This is a genomic window from Actinoplanes sp. NPDC051470, from assembly GCF_040682035.1.
GTDB lineage: Bacteria > Actinomycetota > Actinomycetes > Mycobacteriales > Micromonosporaceae > Actinoplanes.
Genome location: NZ_JBFBAA010000028.1, coordinates 98,901 through 115,553, shown reverse-complemented (window position 1 = coordinate 115,553; position 16,653 = coordinate 98,901). Strand labels below are relative to the sequence as shown.

Annotated in this window: 17 protein-coding genes; 2 read left to right on the top strand and 15 right to left on the bottom strand. The window is 71.2% G+C overall.

What is annotated here, in order from left to right; genetic code table 11:
- Positions 1 to 32 precede the first annotated feature (32 nt).
- The 4 genes from AB0M54_RS36520 to AB0M54_RS36505 all read right to left on the bottom strand — a co-directional run bounded on the left by AB0M54_RS36520 (position 33) and on the right by AB0M54_RS36505 (position 3,384).
- The gene (locus tag AB0M54_RS36520; protein WP_364332797.1) at positions 33 to 836 is read right to left on the bottom strand and encodes a hypothetical protein; all 804 of its coding nucleotides are present in this window, start codon (positions 834 to 836) and stop codon (positions 33 to 35) included.
- Between the two features lie 9 nt (positions 837 to 845).
- The gene (locus AB0M54_RS36515) at positions 846 to 1,694 is read right to left on the bottom strand and encodes a glucose 1-dehydrogenase (RefSeq protein ID WP_364476416.1); all 849 of its coding nucleotides are present in this window, start codon (positions 1,692 to 1,694) and stop codon (positions 846 to 848) included.
- A gap of 35 nt (positions 1,695 to 1,729) precedes the next feature.
- Positions 1,730 to 1,897, bottom strand: coding sequence for a hypothetical protein (locus tag AB0M54_RS36510; RefSeq protein ID WP_364332802.1), 168 nt, complete (start codon positions 1,895 to 1,897; stop codon positions 1,730 to 1,732).
- Positions 1,898 to 2,106: 209 nt separating this feature from the next.
- Positions 2,107 to 3,384, bottom strand: a complete 1,278-nt coding sequence (locus tag AB0M54_RS36505; protein ID WP_364476414.1) for an SGNH/GDSL hydrolase family protein — start codon at positions 3,382 to 3,384, stop codon at positions 2,107 to 2,109.
- Between the two features lie 159 nt (positions 3,385 to 3,543).
- Between AB0M54_RS36505 and AB0M54_RS36500 the strand changes: the two genes are divergently transcribed.
- Positions 3,544 to 4,575: an endo-1,4-beta-xylanase gene (locus AB0M54_RS36500; protein WP_364332806.1), complete on the top strand. Its 1,032-nt coding sequence runs from the start codon at positions 3,544 to 3,546 to the stop codon at positions 4,573 to 4,575.
- Between the two features lies 1 nt (position 4,576).
- Here the strand turns inward: AB0M54_RS36500 and AB0M54_RS36495 are convergent, their stop codons facing one another.
- From AB0M54_RS36495 to AB0M54_RS36460, 8 genes are all read right to left on the bottom strand, one after another.
- Positions 4,577 to 5,743 carry an RtcB family protein gene (locus AB0M54_RS36495; RefSeq protein WP_364476412.1) on the bottom strand — a complete coding sequence of 389 codons (1,167 nt, stop codon included), beginning with the start codon at positions 5,741 to 5,743 and terminating at the stop codon, positions 4,577 to 4,579.
- Between the two features lie 162 nt (positions 5,744 to 5,905).
- The gene (locus AB0M54_RS36490) at positions 5,906 to 6,442 is read right to left on the bottom strand and encodes a DUF1062 domain-containing protein (RefSeq protein ID WP_364332812.1); all 537 of its coding nucleotides are present in this window, start codon (positions 6,440 to 6,442) and stop codon (positions 5,906 to 5,908) included.
- Between the two features lie 189 nt (positions 6,443 to 6,631).
- The gene (locus AB0M54_RS36485) at positions 6,632 to 6,994 is read right to left on the bottom strand and encodes a hypothetical protein (RefSeq protein WP_364476410.1); all 363 of its coding nucleotides are present in this window, start codon (positions 6,992 to 6,994) and stop codon (positions 6,632 to 6,634) included.
- Between the two features lie 535 nt (positions 6,995 to 7,529).
- Positions 7,530 to 8,501: a permease prefix domain 1-containing protein gene (locus AB0M54_RS36480; RefSeq protein WP_364476408.1), complete on the bottom strand. Its 972-nt coding sequence runs from the start codon at positions 8,499 to 8,501 to the stop codon at positions 7,530 to 7,532.
- Complete coding sequence (locus AB0M54_RS36475) at positions 8,498 to 8,851, bottom strand: PadR family transcriptional regulator (RefSeq protein ID WP_364476406.1); 354 nt, start codon at positions 8,849 to 8,851, stop codon at positions 8,498 to 8,500. The genes AB0M54_RS36480 and AB0M54_RS36475 overlap by 4 nt, the downstream gene beginning before the upstream one ends.
- A 522-nt stretch (positions 8,852 to 9,373) precedes the next feature.
- Positions 9,374 to 9,826 carry an NUDIX domain-containing protein gene (locus AB0M54_RS36470; RefSeq protein WP_364476404.1) on the bottom strand — a complete coding sequence of 151 codons (453 nt, stop codon included), beginning with the start codon at positions 9,824 to 9,826 and terminating at the stop codon, positions 9,374 to 9,376.
- A complete protein-coding gene (locus AB0M54_RS36465; protein ID WP_364476402.1) occupies positions 9,823 to 10,728 on the bottom strand; it encodes an MBL fold metallo-hydrolase in 906 nt (301 codons plus the stop codon). The genes AB0M54_RS36470 and AB0M54_RS36465 overlap by 4 nt, the downstream gene beginning before the upstream one ends.
- A gap of 1 nt (position 10,729) precedes the next feature.
- Positions 10,730 to 11,053, bottom strand: coding sequence for a TraR/DksA C4-type zinc finger protein (locus AB0M54_RS36460; RefSeq protein WP_364332830.1), 324 nt, complete (start codon positions 11,051 to 11,053; stop codon positions 10,730 to 10,732).
- A 39-nt stretch (positions 11,054 to 11,092) separates the two neighbouring features.
- Here AB0M54_RS36460 and AB0M54_RS36455 point away from each other — a divergent pair, with 39 nt between their 5' ends.
- Complete coding sequence (locus tag AB0M54_RS36455; RefSeq protein WP_364476401.1) at positions 11,093 to 12,457, top strand: serine hydrolase; 1,365 nt, start codon at positions 11,093 to 11,095, stop codon at positions 12,455 to 12,457.
- Here the strand turns inward: AB0M54_RS36455 and AB0M54_RS36450 are convergent.
- The 3 genes from AB0M54_RS36450 to AB0M54_RS36440 all read right to left on the bottom strand — a co-directional run bounded on the left by AB0M54_RS36450 (position 12,427) and on the right by AB0M54_RS36440 (position 16,617).
- Positions 12,427 to 13,233: a class I SAM-dependent methyltransferase gene (locus tag AB0M54_RS36450; protein ID WP_364476399.1), complete on the bottom strand. Its 807-nt coding sequence runs from the start codon at positions 13,231 to 13,233 to the stop codon at positions 12,427 to 12,429. The two genes, AB0M54_RS36455 and AB0M54_RS36450, sit on opposite strands and share 31 nt — an antisense overlap.
- A gap of 29 nt (positions 13,234 to 13,262) precedes the next feature.
- The gene (locus AB0M54_RS36445) at positions 13,263 to 15,827 is read right to left on the bottom strand and encodes an AAA family ATPase (RefSeq protein WP_364476397.1); all 2,565 of its coding nucleotides are present in this window, start codon (positions 15,825 to 15,827) and stop codon (positions 13,263 to 13,265) included.
- 124 nt (positions 15,828 to 15,951) lie between these two features.
- Entirely contained in the window at positions 15,952 to 16,617 is a 666-nt protein-coding gene (locus tag AB0M54_RS36440; protein ID WP_364321331.1) for an alpha/beta hydrolase, read from the bottom strand.
- Positions 16,618 to 16,653: the final 36 nt, after the last annotated feature.

Here is a 16,653-nt window from a genome sequence, read left to right as displayed (position 1 = left end):
TGGTTCTCGGGAAGATGTGAGCTGCGTCACGACTAGGACCGGTGGTGCCGCTTCACGTAGGTGTAGCCGGGCTCCAGCGGCTCGCCGTGCAGCGTCGCCTGCTTCTCCGACGCGTGCGCCCCCGGCGGCAGCTTGCGTACGAAACCGTTCACCCAGTGCTCGGCCCGGTCGTCGCCCTCGGCCGGCACCGGCTCGACCATCGGCGCGTAGAACAGCATCTCCGCGGTCTTCTGCCCGGCCACCGCCGGGTACGAGGGATAGCCGGACGAGTCGACACTTCCGGTGACCCGGGTCAGGTAGCCCTCCCGGGTCAGCTGCTCGAGCGCGTTGTCCAGCAGGAACGTGCCGCGCCGGCCCCGGCCCAGCCCGGCCTCCTTGGCCACGGCGGAGACGGGCAGGGCGGCGCTGCCGTCCTCGAAGACCCGGCCGGAACGACGGACGGCGTGCAGCACCTTGCCCCGGTTGGAGGTGCCGGAATCGAACTCCCGGGTGACCACCTTGGCGTCGTACTCATGGAAGTAGTCGAGACCATCCACCCGCACCGGCTCGTCCAGCGGCGTGGTCCGCACCGCCACCTGGTCCTTCCCCACCGGCCAGGTGACCGTCACCAGCACGCCCGGCCGCATGTCGTCCGGCCACTCGAGCCCGGTGAGCTGCCACTCGACGTCCTCCCGGAGCTCGGCGGGGAACGAGGCCCGGATCGGGCTGACGCCTCGCCACCGGTGCTCGAGGACCACGGTCATCTCGGAGCGGTCGCGCAGTTCCTCGGGCACGGCGCACACGCCGTCGGAGAGGTCCGCCCGCCACAACGCGAGCCGTCGGGTCACCGTACGCATGCCGAGAATCTAGAGGATCGGCTTGCCCCCGGTGACCGGGACGACGGCGCCGGAGATGTAACTGGCCTCGTCCGAGGCGAGCAGCACGTAGACCGGCGCGCACTCCTTCGGCTCGCCGGCCCGCCCGAGCGGCGTGTTCTTACCGAACTCGGCGACCTGCTCCGGCGGCATCGTCGACGGGATCAGCGGCGTCCAGATCGGGCCGGGCGCGACCGCGTTCACCCGGATGCCACGGTCGCCCAGCAGCTGCGCGAGCCCGGCGGTGAAGTTGGCGATCGCGCCCTTCGTGGTGGCGTACGGCAGCAGCGTGGGTTTGGGTTGATCGAAGTTGACCGAGCTGGTGTTGATGATCGACGCGCCCTCGCCGAGATGGGGCATGGCCGCCTTGACCAGCCGGAACATCGCGTGGATGTTGACGTCGAAGGTGTGCTCCCACTCGTCCTCGGTGATCTCTTCGACGCTTTCCCGGGTCATCTGGTAGGCGGCGTTGTTGACCAGCACGTCGATCCCGCCGAGTTCGGTCACCGCCGTCTCGACCAGCGACCGGCACTGTTCCGGATCGGCCAGGTCGCCGCCGGCCAGCACGGCCTTGCGCCCGGCGGCCTCGACCAGCTTGGCGGTCTCGCGGGCGTCGTCGTCCTCGTTCAGGTACGCGATGACCACGTCGGCGCCTTCCCGGGCGAACGCGATCGCCGCCGCGCGCCCGATGCCGCTGTCCGCGCCGGTGATCACGGTCCGCTTGCCCGCCAGCCGGCCCGACCCGCGGTAGCTGTCCTCGCCGTGGTCCGGCTTGCGGTTCATCGCCCCGAGAGTGCCCGGCGGTTGCTGCTGCGGCTCGTTCGACTGGTCAGTAGACATCTTCGCCGCATTCCCGGCGGGAGCGGCGTGAAACGTCAGTACGCCTGAACGAGTTCCCAGACCACGCTGCGGCCGGCGTGCGCGGGCATCGCCTGACCCTTCTGCATCGGCGTGCTCGACGTCGTGACCTTGATGACGCGCCACACGCCGCTCTGAGTGCACACGTCGCCGGTACGCAGTCTCGTACCCAAAGCGACTCGCATGCCGGCCCCCCAATAGTCACCACTGACTCAGCCAACATGGATCTGCAATTTGCACATCGCAAGTCCGCCACGCCTGCGGACGGTAGGGAAGAGACGTCATTCAGTCACAAATCGCCCACCAATCACCCCCACTGACCTGCCCGAACTCAACCTTTCGGCCAGCCGCGAAAACCGAACGGTCACGTTTGCATCATGACAACTTCTGGGGGCTACCGGTACGGGCCGAGCGGGATCGCCGCGGCCATCGCGGCCATGCCGGCGTCGTTCGGATGAAGGCCGTCACCGCTGTTGTACACCGGCCGCAGCCGCAGCGGATCGGCCGGATCACGCACCGCCGCGTCGAAGTCGATCACCCCGTCGTACTCCCCCGAGGTGCGGATCCACCGGTTCACCGCGGCCCGCTTACGCTCGTTCGCGGCCGACCAGAAGCCCAGCCCGTCACCGCGGAACGGCAGGATCGTCGCGCCGTAGGCCCGGATGCCCGCGCTGTGGGCGCGCGCGATCAGCTGCCGGTGCCCGCCGATCAGATCGTCGGCGCTGACCACTTCGGACGGTGGCGCCGAGGTGCCCGGGTGGCCGAGATCGTTCACGCCGAGCAGGGCGATCAGATGCGCGGCGCCGGGCTGGGCGAGCACGTCGCGGTCGAAGCGGCGCAGGGCCGACTGCCCGAAGTACGCCGCGTACGCCTCGGCCGGACCGCCGGCCGGCGGATTGGGGTCGTGCAGCAGCCGGTTGCCGGCGATGCCGACGTTGGCCACGCCGTACGGTCGCCCGGCGGCGCGCAGCCGGGCGGCGAACAGGTCGGGCCACCGGTGGTTGGCGTTGGTCCGCGTGATCGCGCCGTTGGTGATCGAGTCGCCGAGGGTCACGATCGACGATCCCCGGGTACGCACGGCGACCCCGCTGAGGAAGAGCACCTGCCCGATCGTCTCGGCCGGCGTCACCGACGCGGCGCCGGTGACGTCGCCGGCGGCGATCACGTTGTCCTGGTAGGAGAACGCGAACAGCGTGGTGACCGGGGTCCGCTCGGGCAGGTAGAGGCTGACCACCAGGTCGGCGCCGGCCGGGACGACCAGGTCGACCGGGTCGCTGACCGCGGGCGTGCCGGCCGGCAGCGTGACGGCTCCCCGGCCGGAGAACGTCACCCGGCGGCCGGTTCCGCGGGCTACGTCCGTACTCGCGCCGTCGCCGGAGCGCAACCCCACGCGGACCTCGCCGATCCGCAGCGGCGTCTCCCCGAACTCGTTGGTGACGCGCACACGCACCTGGTCGCCGCCGATGCTGGCGTGCGCGACGTGCCGCACGGTCTGATCCTGGAGCACGCGCGGCTCGCCCGGCGGGATGGTGGTGGGTGGAGCGGCCCAGGTGGCGACCCAGGTATTGGCGCTGTTCGCGGTCTTTTCGGTCTTCTCGGTCCTCGAGGGATTCGCCAGCGGGACGAACCCCGTGGCGGCGGTTCCGGCCAGCAGTGCGCGACGCGTAGCCATCAGCGAAACTTTCGGCAATCGTTCGGACAGATCCTCGTAACGTAAGGCGGGCCCGTAGCCCAGTCAAGGAGCGTGTATTGATCAACATCACCCTCTTGACCGTACTGAGCAGGCGGCCTATGTTTCCGGCATTCTCGCGGAAGTTTCAGGAGGATCCCCATGAGACGTACGCTCGCTGTCGCGACCCTGTTGCTGTTGCTCCTGCCCACCACCGCGGCCCAGGCCGCCGCCCCGGACACGCTGCGGGCCGCGGCCCACGGCGCCGGAATCAAGATCGGCACCGCGGTGGACATGTCCGCCCTCGACTCCGACCCCCGGTACCGCGACCTGGTGGCGGCCGAGTTCTCCACGGTGACCGCCGAGAACGTGATGAAGTGGGAGGCGCTCGAACCCACCCGCGGGACGCACAACTACGAGCCGGCCGACCGGCTGGTCCGGTTCGCCCGCCAGCACAATCAGAAGCTGCGCGGCCACGTGCTGGTGTGGCACAGCCAGAACCCGGCGTGGCTGACCGAGGGCGACTTCTCCGCCGCCGAGCTGCGCCAGATCCTGCGCGAGCACATCACCGAGACCGTGACCCACTTCAAGGGTCAGGTGTGGCACTGGGACGTGGTCAACGAAATCTTCAACGACGACGGCACCTGGCGCGACACCATCTGGTACCGCACCCTCGGGCCGTCCTTCGTGGCCGACGCCTTCCGCTGGGCGCACCGCGCCGACCCGGCCGCCAAGCTCTACCTGAACGACTACAACAACGAGGGTCTCAGCCCGAAGAGCGACGCCTACTACGCCCTGGTACAGCAGCTCAAGGCTCAGGGCGTTCCGGTTCAGGGGTACGGCGTGCAGGGCCACCTGGCGACCCAGTACGGCGTGCCGCAGACCACCCTGGAGAACCTGCGCCGCTTCGAACGGCTCGGGCTGGACACCGCCTTCACCGAGGTCGACGTCCGCATCCCGCTGCCCGCCGACAGCGCCGAGGTCCAGGCCCAGGCGCAGGGCTTCACCACGCTCCTGCAGGCCTGCCTGCTCGCGTCACGCTGCGTCTCGTACACCCTGTGGGGTTTCACCGACCGTTACAACTGGGTCCCGGGCGTGTTCGACGGCGAGGGAGAGGCCACTCCGCTCACCGTCGACTACGAACGCAAGCCGGCGTATCGCAGCATCCGCGACACGCTGCGGCTCGCGTCCTGACTCAGTCGCCCTTGACGTTGACGATCTGGCGGAGGGTGTGCCGCACCTCCACCAGGTCGTCCGCGTCCTGCATGACGACGTCGATCGGCTTGTAGGCCTGCGGGATCTCGTCCAGGAACGCGTCCGTGTCCCGGTACTCGATCCCCTTCATCGCCTCGCGCAGCTGCTCGCGGGTGAAGGTCTTACGAGCCTTCGAGCGCGAGTACGACCGGCCGGCGCCGTGCGGCGACGAGTTCAGTGACACCGGGTTGCCCTTGCCGACCACCACGTAGGACGCGTCGCCCATCGAGCCCGGGATCAGGCCCGGCGTACCCTTCGCCGCGTTGATCGCGCCCTTGCGCGACAGCCACACCGTCTTGCCGAAATGCTTCTCCTGCTCGGTGTAGTTGTGGTGGCACTGCACCCGCTCGAGCTCACGGACCGGCTCGCCCATGAAGTCGGCCAGGCAGCCGATCACCCGGTCCATCATCTCGTCGCGGTTGGCCAGCGCGAAGTTCTGCGCCCACCGCAGCTGACGGATGTACGCCCAGAACTCGTCGGTGCCCTCGGCCAGGTAGGCCAGGTCGGGGTCGGGCAGGTCGATCCACCAGCGCTTCATCGCCTCCTGCGCGACCTTGATGTGATGCTGGGCGATCTTGTTGCCGACGCCCCGCGAACCCGAGTGCAGGAACAGCCAGACGGCGCCCTTCTCGTCCACCGACACCTCGATGAAGTGGTTGCCCGACCCGAGCGTGCCCAGCTGCAGCTTCCAGTTGCCCGCGTACCTGGCCGGATCGAAGCCGGCCTTCTCGGCCTCGGCGGTGAGCCGCTCGGTCCGCTCGTTGGCCGACGCGGTCAGCTTGGTGTTGTAGCTGCCCGCCGACAGCGGAACCTCCCGCTCGATGGCGTTACGCAGCGTGGCCAGATCGGGCCGCAGATCCTCCCGCCCGAACTGCGTCCGCACCGCCGCCATGCCGCAGCCGATGTCGACGCCGACGGCCGCCGGGATGATCGCGCCCAGGGTCGGGATCACCGAGCCGACCGTCGCACCCTTGCCCAGGTGAGCATCCGGCATCAGGGCGATGTGCGGGTGGATGAACGGCAGGCGCGAGGCCTTCTCGGCCTGCTTGAGGGTCTCGTCCTCGAGCAGGCTCGCCCAGTTCATCAGCCGCTCGTTGATCTGCTGCATGCCGATCACGGTAAGCGATCGAACCCCGGGGTGTCGCTCGATAAACCGCGGCCCGCCCGGGTTCGACGGGCCGCGGTTTATCGGAGCGCTTTCCGGAAGCTCACGCTTTCAGGAAGCCTCCCGCTTTCAGGAAGCCTCCCGCTTTCAGGAAGCCTCCCGCTTTCAGGAAGCCTCGCGCTTGAGGGTGAAGGTGAAGTCGTCCGAGAGCCGGCTCCTGAGCCGTACCGCCGAGACGAGTTTCCCGTCGTCGATCAGCCGCTCCACCTCGGCCCGGGAGAGCCCGCACCCGGCGGCGATCAACCGCACCGGCCGGATCGGGATCCGCGCCTCGAACCGCACCGACACCTCGATCCCCTCACCGTCCGGATGATCCGGTCCGCCGGTGTCGAGCCGCCAGGCGCCGTCCCAGTCCAGGGCGAAGCGTTCCTGCAGCAGCTCCGCAATCAGTCCCCGATCGTTGTGATGCAGCTTGTCCAGCACTTCAGGTGGGATGGAGCGGACGTTCACCCGCTCCAGCACGGCCAGCTTCGCCGTGACTCCGCAACCCTCGCAGAGCACGAGAAGCCAGGCGTCGAGCAGCTTGTGGTTGGCGTTGACCCGGAACTTGCCGCTCGCCCGGAAACGCTCGGCCGCACACACATGGCAGCGGCGCCGGACGAGAGGCAGACGGGTGGGCACGACGGCCCAGATCTTGAGCACAGAGGTACACCGATTCCAGTGAGAAAGTCCGCAGCAGGAAGTAACGCGGCGCTCAGAGCGCGACGCGCGTCAGAACAGCTCGGGGGTTCTCACACGACGTACAACGGCAGGCCTCTCACCCGGCGACTCGGTTCGCCCGGACGCTAACCGCGCGGACCGGCGTCGCGCCACCGGTTTTCGAACGCCGGCTCAGCGCCGGATCGTGGTCAGCAGCAAGGACACGGCGACCAGCGTCGCGGCCACGATCGCGGTCGGAGCGGCACCCGACTGCAGGGTCCAGCCGCCCACCCAGGCGCCGGAGGCGATGCCGATGTTGACGGTCGCGTTGACCACGGCCGGTCCCACGTCGGGGATCGCGCTCGACCGCAGGGCCGCGGTGTTCAGGAGCGTGGGCACGGCACCGAAGGCGGCACCCCAGACGAGCACGGCGATTGTCGTTCCCGTGCTGCTCCGGGTCAGCGCGGCGACCGCCACGAGCGAGGCCGCGATCATCAGGATGGCCAGCCGCAGGACAAGCGTGCCCTCGTCGCGATCGGCGGCCTGGCCCCGCACCTGACCGACCGCCCCGCCGCCCTGGGCAACGAAGCCCCCAGACCGGCGTCGCCGAACAGGTCTGGTCCCACCTTTAGACAGCTCCCAAGGGTGAAGGCCCGGCCATCCGCGCCGCCCGGACCACGCCGGCGCCCGCCCTGGTCGCGGCCGGCCTTCGCGTCGGTGCCCCACCCCAGCCGTCGGCACCCGCACTCGGGCTCGGTGTCCGCCCGCGCGCTGATCAGGGGGAGAGCTGGGGTGAGTGGCGGCAATGGGGGTGAGTGGGCAGCGCGGGCCCAGGAGGCCGGAGGGTCTCCGGCGCCGCGATGCCGTGCTGTCCTACCACCGCACGTGGCAGTGGTGGCCCTGACGACGTTCGGGGCGGCGCTCAGAACAAGGGGTTTCGGAGGGTGACCCCTCACGCAGAATGAAGGGTGCGCGGCTCCGTTCTGGCCGGTCACGGCCTTGGAGTCGCGCACCCGGCCTCGGCGGGAGCTGCGGTCAGCACCACCCACCCAGCTACGACATCAAGCTCTTGATCTGGATGGGAAACGGCTCACATGTGGACGGGGGCGGTGCCGGGGATCTGCTTGGCCAGGCCTCGGCGCGCCCGCTCGGCCTTGATGGCGGTGTCGACCACGTCGAAGATGGCGGTGAACGCGACCGACGCGATGACTGTCCAGGTCAGCCAGTTCAGGGGGTTCGGGCTGGATGAGTCGAGCCGCGTGATGAACTCCGGGTTGAAGAAGCGCTCGGACGCCAGCAGCCAGATCAGCGGGCCGGCGGACAGCAGCGCCAGCAGCGCGTTGACCGCTGTGACGGTGTGCGTCCAGGCGCCGCGCCGGAAGAGCCAGAGGGCGTAGACGCATTCCAGGAGCAGGATCACGATCAGGTACGGCCACCAGAACGACCAGCCGGCCGGGTCGAGGACCGGCACCTCGGTGAACGCGAACGGCTGGAGCACCAGGCCGACGATCAGCAGCACCGGCCAGACCAGGTTGGCCGCGAGCTGGCCACTGGTCAGGAAGCCGGGCTCGTACTTGGGCAGGTCGTCGAGCGTCCACCCGGTCTTGAGCGGCAGCTTGTCGACGCCGGTGCGCTCGAGGAGGGCGAACACGCCGGTGGTCCAGAAGGCCAGGTGGGCGGCGGTGGTGATCGCGGCGCTGACGGCTGTGCCGATGACGTCGCCGAAGGTGGCGTCGTCGAGCACCTGCACGACGACCGAGACCACGACGACGATCGGCAGCACGGTGGCGAAGAACAGGGTGATCAGGCGCCGCCAGACCGGGAACAGCTCGGGCCCGATCAGGTATTGCGGCCGGTCGGCGTACCCGTCGGCCAGCCGGTCGGGGTCGCCCAGTTCGCGCAGCGTGGCCTCGGTGGCGGCGTCGGCCGTCTCGCCGGCCTCGACCCGGGCCTCGACGGCGTCGGCGATGCTGGCGCGCAGCTCACGGTCGATGTCGGGGCGCTGCCGCTCGGGCACCCGGCGCAGCACCGTGAAAACGTAGCGGTCGATGAGCGTGGTCATGACTTCCTCCCCGTGCCGGCGTGCTTGTCCAGGTCGTTGATGGCACGGTCGAGCCGCGCCCATTCGTCACGCAGCGCCGACGCCAGCGCCTCACCCTGCTCGGTGGTCGTGTAGAACTTGCGCGGCCGCGCCTCGTCGGTGTTCCACGAGCTGGTCAGCAGGCCCTGCGTCTCGAGCCGCCGCAGCAGCGGGTAGAGCGTGTTGGCCTCGACCTCGAACCCCGCCCGGCTCAGCGTCTCGAGCAGCGAGTAGCCGTAACCGGGCGCCCGCAGCACGGTCAGGCTCGCCACGACAACGGTCCCCCGCCGCAGCTCCTGCAGATGCCCCGCCAGCGTCGCGTCCATTGTCATGATGAACACTATACCGTGTGAGGCACACTAATGCATAGCCCCACTTCGACGACCAAGATCAAGAGCTTGATGTCGTAGCCGGGTGGGGCGTACAAACCGTCGCTCCCGCCGGGGCCGGTCACGCGGCTCCTGGCCGCTGGCGCGTCCAAACCAGAGCCGCGCGACCTTCATTCTGCGTAAGCGGTCACCCTCCGGCGCTACGCGCCAAAAGCACCCGGGTCGGCAGAAACGGCCAACAGCTCGCCGACTCAGACAGTCTCCCGGACAGTGGTAGGTCAGAACGGCATCGCGACCCCAAACACCGTCCGGACCTACCACCGCCACGAACAGCGGTGGGCCAGCACGGAATCGCGGCCGTCAGGACCCCACCACCGTTGCCCGGGCAGCGACAGTGAGCGGCGGCAGGGAGGGTGAGCGGGCAGCCCGGGCGCCTGGCAACCCAGCCCTGCCCGACGACCAGCACGAGAAAAGGGCGCGAGAGCGGGCAGCGACGTTCGCCCGGCAGCTCCGTCGGAGCATGGTTCAGTGCTGGATCAGGCCACCGACCGGAACCGACGAAACGTGGCCGGTCGGCGGCAGGGTCCGGGCCAGGGAGAGGCCGACGTCAACGAGGGAAGACCGGCGCAGGCCGGCCACCTCAGTGAGCAAGATCCAGGCCGGCTCGGTGGTGGCGCCGTTGGGCTCCGGGCGCAGGGTGCCGCCGGTGATGCGGATCTGGTAGTAAATGCCGACGTTCTGGTGTTCGACGCCGCGCAGGGCCTCAATCGCCGGTATCACCCGGGAGTCGACGCCGAGCAGGCGTTCGACCGCGCCGTCGCAGCCGGTTTCCTCGGCCAGTTCGCGGATCACCGCGTCGAACGGGTCTTCGGCCGGCTCGACCTGGCCACCGGGCAGCGTCCAGTGGGTTGCGCAGCGGGTCAGCAGCACCCGCTCACCCTCCACGCACACGGCGTAGGCCGCCAGGCGGAACGTCACTCGTTCACCGCGGTGTGCATCGGGCCGCCCAGCCACGTGGTCGCGTCGGTCAGGGCGCCGGCCAGGTCGAAGTCATGGTCGCTCTCGTCCGTGTAAACCCGGTGCAGGTTGAGGACGATCCGCTCGGCGTCCGGCCAGGAGGCGAAGGGGCCCAGGTCGGCGCCGCGGGCCGCCTCCAGCGGGGAGACGCCCCGGGCCAGGCCGGCGCGGCCGATCGACAGGGCGAGCTCGTAGTAGCGCCGATGGTCGTCCAGGACCCGGGTGATGTCCGTGGCGCCGCGCAGCACGGGACCGTGCCCGGGGACCAGGACCGACGGCGCGAAGGCGGCGATCCAGTCGAGGGCGGCCAGGGCGCCGGGCACGGAGCCCATGAAGACCAGCGGGGTGAGGCCGGCGAAGACCAGGTCGCCGGCGAACAGCACGCCGTCGTCGGGGAGCCAGGCGATCAGGTCGCCGGTGGTGTGGGCGGGGCCGCCGGGATGGCGCAGTTCGACCCGCCGGCCGCCGGCGTGCAGGGTGAGGCCGCCGGCCACGGTCACGTCGGGGAGGCGCCGGGCGACCGGGCCCCAGTCTGGCACCGGCGTCCAGAACGGCGGGCACCCGTCGATCACCGGGTCGGTCCGCAGGCCCTCGCGCATCCGCTCGTGGCCGATGATCACCGTGGTGGCGGGGAGCAGGCTGTTCCCGTACGTGTGATCGCCGTGTTGATGGGTGTTGACCGCGTAGCGGACCGGGCCGAGGCCGGCGATCGCGTCGAGGAACCGCCGGGTCCGCGCCGCCGTGGCGCAGGTGTCGATGACCAGCACCGCGTCCTCGCCGGCGACGACGCCGGCGTTGTTGAGCCACCAGGTCCCGTCCGGCTGGACCCACGCGTAGGTCTGGGCGCCGATCTGCTGGAGCATGTCAGGCCGCGCAGCCGACGCAGGTGCGGGCGTGGGGGCGCGCCTCGAGGCGGTCGGGCGGGATCGGTTGGCCGCAGGTCTCGCAGACGCCGTAGCTGCCGGCGCCGACCCGGGACAGCGCGTCGTCGAGGTCGCGCAGGCGGCGGCGGGCCGCGGCGAGGACGGCGGTCAGCTGGGCCCGCTCGTACGCGATCGTGCTGCCTTCGGGGTCGTGCTCGTCGTCGACGTTCGAGTCCTGGGACGCCTCGAAGAGGGCGCGCAGGCTCTGGTCGAGTTCGCGTACCTCGGTCTCGGCCTCGTCGCGGAGCCGCCTCAGCTCGTCCATGGTCTGTCCACGATAAGGCCCGCGGGATATAAACCAGGGATGAGTCTTCCTCGGAGTTCCCCGGCCGAGCAGGGTGTTGACGCCCGCGGCATCGACGCGTTCCTGGCCGCGCTGGAGCCGCTGCCCGAGGTCGAGACGCACAGCCTGATGGTGGTCAAGAACGGTCACGTGGTCGCGGAGCGCTGGTGGCGCCCGTACGGGCCGGACCGGCCCCATCTGCTCTACTCGCTGTCCAAGAGCTTCACCTCGACGGCGCTGGGCTTCGCGGTGGCCGAGGGGCTGGTCGACGTCGACGCGACCGTGCTGTCGTACTTCCCGGAGTGGGACGGCCTGGTCACCGACGAGCGCAGCCGCCGGATCCGGGTGCGTGACGTGGCCGCGATGGCGTCGGGGCACGCCGGCGAGACCATCGACGAGGCGCTGGCCAAGGGTGACGGCGACATGGTGCTGGGCATGCTGCTGCTGCCGCCGGACTACGAGCCGGGCAGCGTCTTCGCCTACAACCAGCCGTGTACGAACGCGTTGTCGGCGATCATCCGGCGGGTCACCGACGGCACGCTCACCGACTTCCTGGCCACCCGGCTGTTTCAACCGCTGGGCATCGACACGTACGGCTGGTGGGTCGACCGCAATGGCCGTGAGCTGGGCTATTCCGGCCTGCACGTGACCACCGAGTCGATCGCCGAGCTGGGCCAGCTCTACCTGGATCAGGGCCGTGACCTGCTCCCGGCCACCTGGGTCGCCGAGGCCACCCGCGCCCACGTGCTCACCGACCAGGGCAACATCGACTCCTCACAGGGGTACGGCTTCCAGTTCTGGCGCAGCCGCCACGGCTACCGGGGCGACGGCGCCTTCGGCCAGCTCATGATCGTGCTGCCCGAGGCGGACGCGGTGGTCGCGCTCACCGGCCAGAGCCCGGACATGCAGGCGGTGATGGACCAGCTCTGGATCCATCTGCTGCCCGCTTTGACGGCGGACGACGGCCCGGCCGGTCCCTGGCCGGCCGAGTGGCCCGAGCTGCCCGGCCCGGTCGACGCGGGCGCCCGACGGGACGAGTGGCCCGACCTGACCGAGCCGTTCGCCACCCCGCCGACGGCGACCTTCGAGCACGACCGGGCGAGCGCCACCCGCCGCGTGCACACCGTCCGGATCACCCCGACCGAGCTGACCCTGGACGACGGCCGCCCGGTGGTCGCCGGGTGGGGCGACACCAGTGGCCCGGTGATCCCGTACTACGCGTGGGACGGCGGCCGGATCCGGGTCGACGTGATCTTCGTGGAGGGCCCGCACCGGCTCCGGCTCACCCTCGACCCGGCGACGAACACGTTCGCCGAGGACTGGCAGACCGAGCCGCTCGGGCCCACGCCGCTGCGCTACCTGCGGATGCCGACCACCTCGACGTAGCGGGAGGGCACCTTGAGCGTGCCGTCGGTGGCCACGTTGGACGAGTCGGCCAGCGCGACGATGTCGTCGTACAGCGCCTTGCCGTTGTCGCCGAGCGCCTCGAACGCCTTCAGCGTCGGGCCGTAGTGCTCCTTGAAGAAGTCGGCGAACCCGGCCGCCGAGGCGAACCGGAACACGAAGTCGCGCGGCGTGATCGTGAGCTCGAAGGAGCCGCCGAGCAGTTCCCGCAGCCGGTCGGGGGAACCCCACAGCGGCGGCGGGCTGATCCCGGGCGGCGGGGGCACGTGCCGGCCGATGGTCTTGAACAGCCCGCCGATGAAGCCGTCGGGCGCCCAGTTGGCCAGCGCGACCGTGCCGCCGGGACGGCAGACCCGGGCCAGCTCGGCCGCCGCGACCTCCTGGTGCGGCGCGAACATCACCCCGACCACGGACAGCACCGCGTCGAACTCGCCGTCGCCGAACGGCAGCGCCTCGGCATCCGCCTCCTGGATCGACAGCGGCAGCCGCTCGGCCATCGCCCGATCAGTGGCCCGGTCGAGCAGCGCCGGCACGTAGTCGGTGGCCAGCACGTCGCAGCCGCAGCGGGCGGCGGCGAGGGACGCGTTGCCGGTGCCGGCGGCCACGTCCAGGACGCGGGCGCCGTAGGACAGGTCGGCCGACTGCACGAGCAGTTCGGCCATCGGATGGATGAGGGCCGCCACGGCGCCGTAGTCGCCGCTCGCCCAGGTCTTCTGCTGCTTCGCCTTGATCCCGTCAAGGGCCAGTGTCGATGTCATGCCGACGACGCTAGGAGGGGCGGCCCCCGCTAGTCATGGGTGGATCTCCCCATCTTGAGAACTGCGGCCGTCCGCGACCGCACGCCGAGCTTGGTGAGGATCGCCGACACGTGGTGATCAACGGTCTTCGCCGAGAGGTGCAGCCGGGCCGCGATCTGCGCGTTGCTCAGACCCTCGCCGATCAGGCCGAGGACCTCCCGCTGCCGCGCGGTCAGCCCGGTGGGGTCGGCCGAGGTCGAAGCCCGAGGCCCCCGGGGTACGCGCAGACCACGGTCCCGCAGGTCACGCCGCAACCGGTCGGCCCGCGCGACCGCACCGAGCCCGTCGAAGACGCGCAAGGCGAAAGCACAGGCGTCGGCGTCACCGTGGGACAGGGCCTCGGCCCGGTCGTACGGGCACCCGCGGGCCTCCCACTCCTCGGCCGCGCCACGCCAGTCCCCGCGGATCAGCAGCCGGTACGGGGTGGCCACCAGGGCCGGCGCCTCGCTCAGCCGCCCGCACCGCCACAGCCAGAACGCCAGCTCACCGGTCATCCACGGCTGCCCGACCGGCTCGACCACCTCGAGCCCGCGCTTGGCCTCGGCCGCCGCCCGGTCCACGTCGCCGGTCAGCCACAGGTGCTCGGCCAGCGCGATCGCCCCGGGCGCGACGAACTGCGTCTCGCCGGTGCCGTGCCCGCGTTCCGCCGCCAGCCGCACGTCGTCGAGCGCGCCCTCCTGGCCGCGCCGGCTGCGGATGGCGCCGCGGACGGCCAGCGACAGCACCAGCGCCCCGCCGGGCATCTCGGTGCCGACGATCGCCTGGTCGGCCAGGTCGCAGGCGGTCGAGAAATCCCCGCGCAGCATGTGCAGCCGGGCCTGATAGCCGAGCAGGTGCCGGGTGTATCCGTCGAGGTCCCGGGCGTGGGTGAAGGACAGCACCCGGTCCAGGGTCTCCGAAGCGGTCGCCAGATCGAGCCAGTCGGTCGCCATGCAGGCCAGGTTGACCAGGGCCCGGGCGGCCGGGTCGTCCGCGCCGATCGCCAGGGCCGAGGCGTGGGCCTCCTCGAGTTCGTCCCGGCCGGTGGGGTAGTTCCGGTACATCCGGGCGGTCCCGATCGCGATCAGCGAATGTGCCGCCGTCGTCACGTCCCCGGTCTCGCGGGCCAGCTCCAGCGCCAGGGTGCCCTGCTCGATCGCCTCGGTGTCCCGGTCGGAGAGCATCAGCAGGCTGGCCCGCTGGCTCTGCGCCGCGGCCAGGCCGGGCCGGTCGGGCAGTCCGGCCAGCACCTCGACGGCGCTCCCGATCGCGGTCATCGCCTCGCCGGTCCGCCCCAGCCACCAGGTCAGCCGGGAGACCCAGCGCAGGTCGTCACCGATGCGCGGCCGGTCACCCAGGGATTCGCGCAGGGCGAGGGCTTCCCGGTACGCGGCCAGCGCGTCCACCGTCAGCCCGCCGTGGTACGCGGCCAGCCCGTACGCCTCCAGCAACCCGGCGCGGCCGGCGACGGCGAACTCCCCGGCCAGCGGCAACGCCGTCGCGTAGTGGGCGGCCGCCTGCCGGTACGCGCCCAACGCGGCCGCCCGCCCGGCCGCCACCGGCGCCCAGCGCAGCACCGCGACCGCGTCCCCGGCGTGGTGGGCGTGGTGCACGAGCCGCGCCGGGTCCACCCCGGACCGCCCGGTCAGCGCGGCCAGCACCTCGGCGTGCAGGGCGGCACGCCGCACCGGCGACAGCGCCTCCTCGACCGCCCGCCGCAGCAGCTCGTGCCGGTACGCGACCCCATCCCCGGCCACGGTCAGCACCCCACCGGCCAGGCATTCCTCGACCGCCTCGGCCCGGCCGCCGAGCAGCGCCGCCTCGGCCCGGGTGGGCAGTACCGCCACCAGCCCCGCGACCTCACGGCCGGCGTCCGACAACGCCGCCAGCCGGGACAGCACCAGATCACGCACCGTGGCCGGGACCCGCTGGTCGGTGGCCAGGACCTCGGTCACCAGCAGCGCGTTCCCGCCCGTCACCTCGTACACGTGGGCGGGCGATCGACCCGCACGCTCCGCGAGGTCGGCGACCGCCGCGACCGACAACGGCTTGAGCGACAGCCGGCGCAGCGCCGGCCGCGGCAGACCCGCCAGGACGGCGCGCAACTGATGGGCCGGGCCGACCTCGTCGTCGCGGTAGGTGAGCACGAGCAGCGCCCGGAACCGCGACAGCCGCCGCCCGAGGAAGGCGACCATGTCCAGCGTGGCCTCGTCGGCCCAGTGCACGTCCTCGACGATCAGCACCGGACGGGCCGCCCGCGGTGGCACGTCGAGCAGGTCGATCAGCGCGTCGAAGACCCGGTCACGTGGCCGGTCGGCGACCAGCTCGCGCAGCGCGCCACCGGCCTGCCGGGCGATGTCGTGCAGCGGGCCGAGCGCACGCGGCGTGAGCAGCGGATCGCAGGCGCCCCAGTAGACCCGGGCCCGCCCGCCCGACCGCTCGGCGAACGCGCCGGCCAGCGCCGACTTGCCCGCGCCGGCCTCGCCGGAGATGACCGCGACGTGTCCGCCGGTGGCGCTGGCGGTCAGCAGATCGTCCAGCGCGGCCAGCGGCGCGGCCCTCTCCAGCAGGTCCATCACGGCCGATGATGGCAGGTCAGCGCCCCGCCGGGCAGTCGCCTTACGGCCGAATCACGCGGTGTTGCCGATACGCGCTCAGAGCAGGGCGCCTGCTCTGAGCGCGTATGGGCAACACCCGCGGTCACGCTGCGTCGTGCAGGATCTCGGCCAGCGCGGCCGGCTGGTCGATCATCGGCCAGTGCGAGCCGGGCAGTTCCCGGAAGTCGCCGACCATGTGCTGGAAGGCCGGCACCGAACCCGACATCGACCGCACGTCGGCCGCGGTGAAGCTGGACATCACGAACATCCGGGGCAGCTTCTCCCACGCTCCGGTGTAGTGCACCGGCGTGGTCGCCGTGGCGACCGGCTGCGGCACGGAGAGCCTGGTCAGACGCTCGTGCTGAACCTTCACCGCGTGTTCCCAGGGCGGCGGTGGCACGTCTTCGGAGGGTGCGGGCGCGCCGGCGTCGAAGTCGGCCTGCGCCATGCCCTCGGGCAACGGTCCGGTGTCGACGAACACCAGCTTGGCGATCCGGTCCGGGATGCGGTCGGCCACGCTCGGCGTCACCACCGCCCCGGCGTAGCTGTGCCCGACCAGCACGACGTCGTCGAGTTCCTCGTACGCGATCAGGTTGAGAACGTCGGTCACATGCGTCTCGAGGCCGGCGCCGCCGAGATGGGCCCGCTCCCCCAGGCCGGTCAGGCTGAGCGCGTGCACGTCGTGGCCGCGTCCGCGCAGGTCGGCGGCGACGTCGCGCCAGGACCAGGCGCCGATCCAGAACCCCGGGACAAGAACGTAGGTCGTCATGATCCCCACGCTAGCCACGATTACGGCCAGATCGTG

Coding starts and splice junctions, on each gene's coding strand:
- AB0M54_RS36520 (WP_364332797.1), bottom strand. CDS start 836: ATGCGTACGGTGACCCGACGGCTCGCGTTGTGGCGGGCGGACCTCTCC.
- AB0M54_RS36515 (WP_364476416.1), bottom strand. CDS start 1,694: ATGTCTACTGACCAGTCGAACGAGCCGCAGCAGCAACCGCCGGGCACT.
- AB0M54_RS36510 (WP_364332802.1), bottom strand. CDS start 1,897: ATGCGAGTCGCTTTGGGTACGAGACTGCGTACCGGCGACGTGTGCACT.
- AB0M54_RS36505 (WP_364476414.1), bottom strand. CDS start 3,384: ATGGCTACGCGTCGCGCACTGCTGGCCGGAACCGCCGCCACGGGGTTC.
- AB0M54_RS36500 (WP_364332806.1), top strand. CDS start 3,544: ATGAGACGTACGCTCGCTGTCGCGACCCTGTTGCTGTTGCTCCTGCCC.
- AB0M54_RS36495 (WP_364476412.1), bottom strand. CDS start 5,743: ATGCAGCAGATCAACGAGCGGCTGATGAACTGGGCGAGCCTGCTCGAG.
- AB0M54_RS36480 (WP_364476408.1), bottom strand. CDS start 8,501: ATGACCACGCTCATCGACCGCTACGTTTTCACGGTGCTGCGCCGGGTG.
- AB0M54_RS36475 (WP_364476406.1), bottom strand. CDS start 8,851: ATGACAATGGACGCGACGCTGGCGGGGCATCTGCAGGAGCTGCGGCGG.
- AB0M54_RS36465 (WP_364476402.1), bottom strand. CDS start 10,728: ATGCTCCAGCAGATCGGCGCCCAGACCTACGCGTGGGTCCAGCCGGAC.
- AB0M54_RS36460 (WP_364332830.1), bottom strand. CDS start 11,053: ATGGACGAGCTGAGGCGGCTCCGCGACGAGGCCGAGACCGAGGTACGC.
- AB0M54_RS36455 (WP_364476401.1), top strand. CDS start 11,093: ATGAGTCTTCCTCGGAGTTCCCCGGCCGAGCAGGGTGTTGACGCCCGC.
- AB0M54_RS36450 (WP_364476399.1), bottom strand. CDS start 13,233: ATGACATCGACACTGGCCCTTGACGGGATCAAGGCGAAGCAGCAGAAG.
- AB0M54_RS36445 (WP_364476397.1), bottom strand. CDS start 15,827: ATGGACCTGCTGGAGAGGGCCGCGCCGCTGGCCGCGCTGGACGATCTG.
- AB0M54_RS36440 (WP_364321331.1), bottom strand. CDS start 16,617: ATGACGACCTACGTTCTTGTCCCGGGGTTCTGGATCGGCGCCTGGTCC.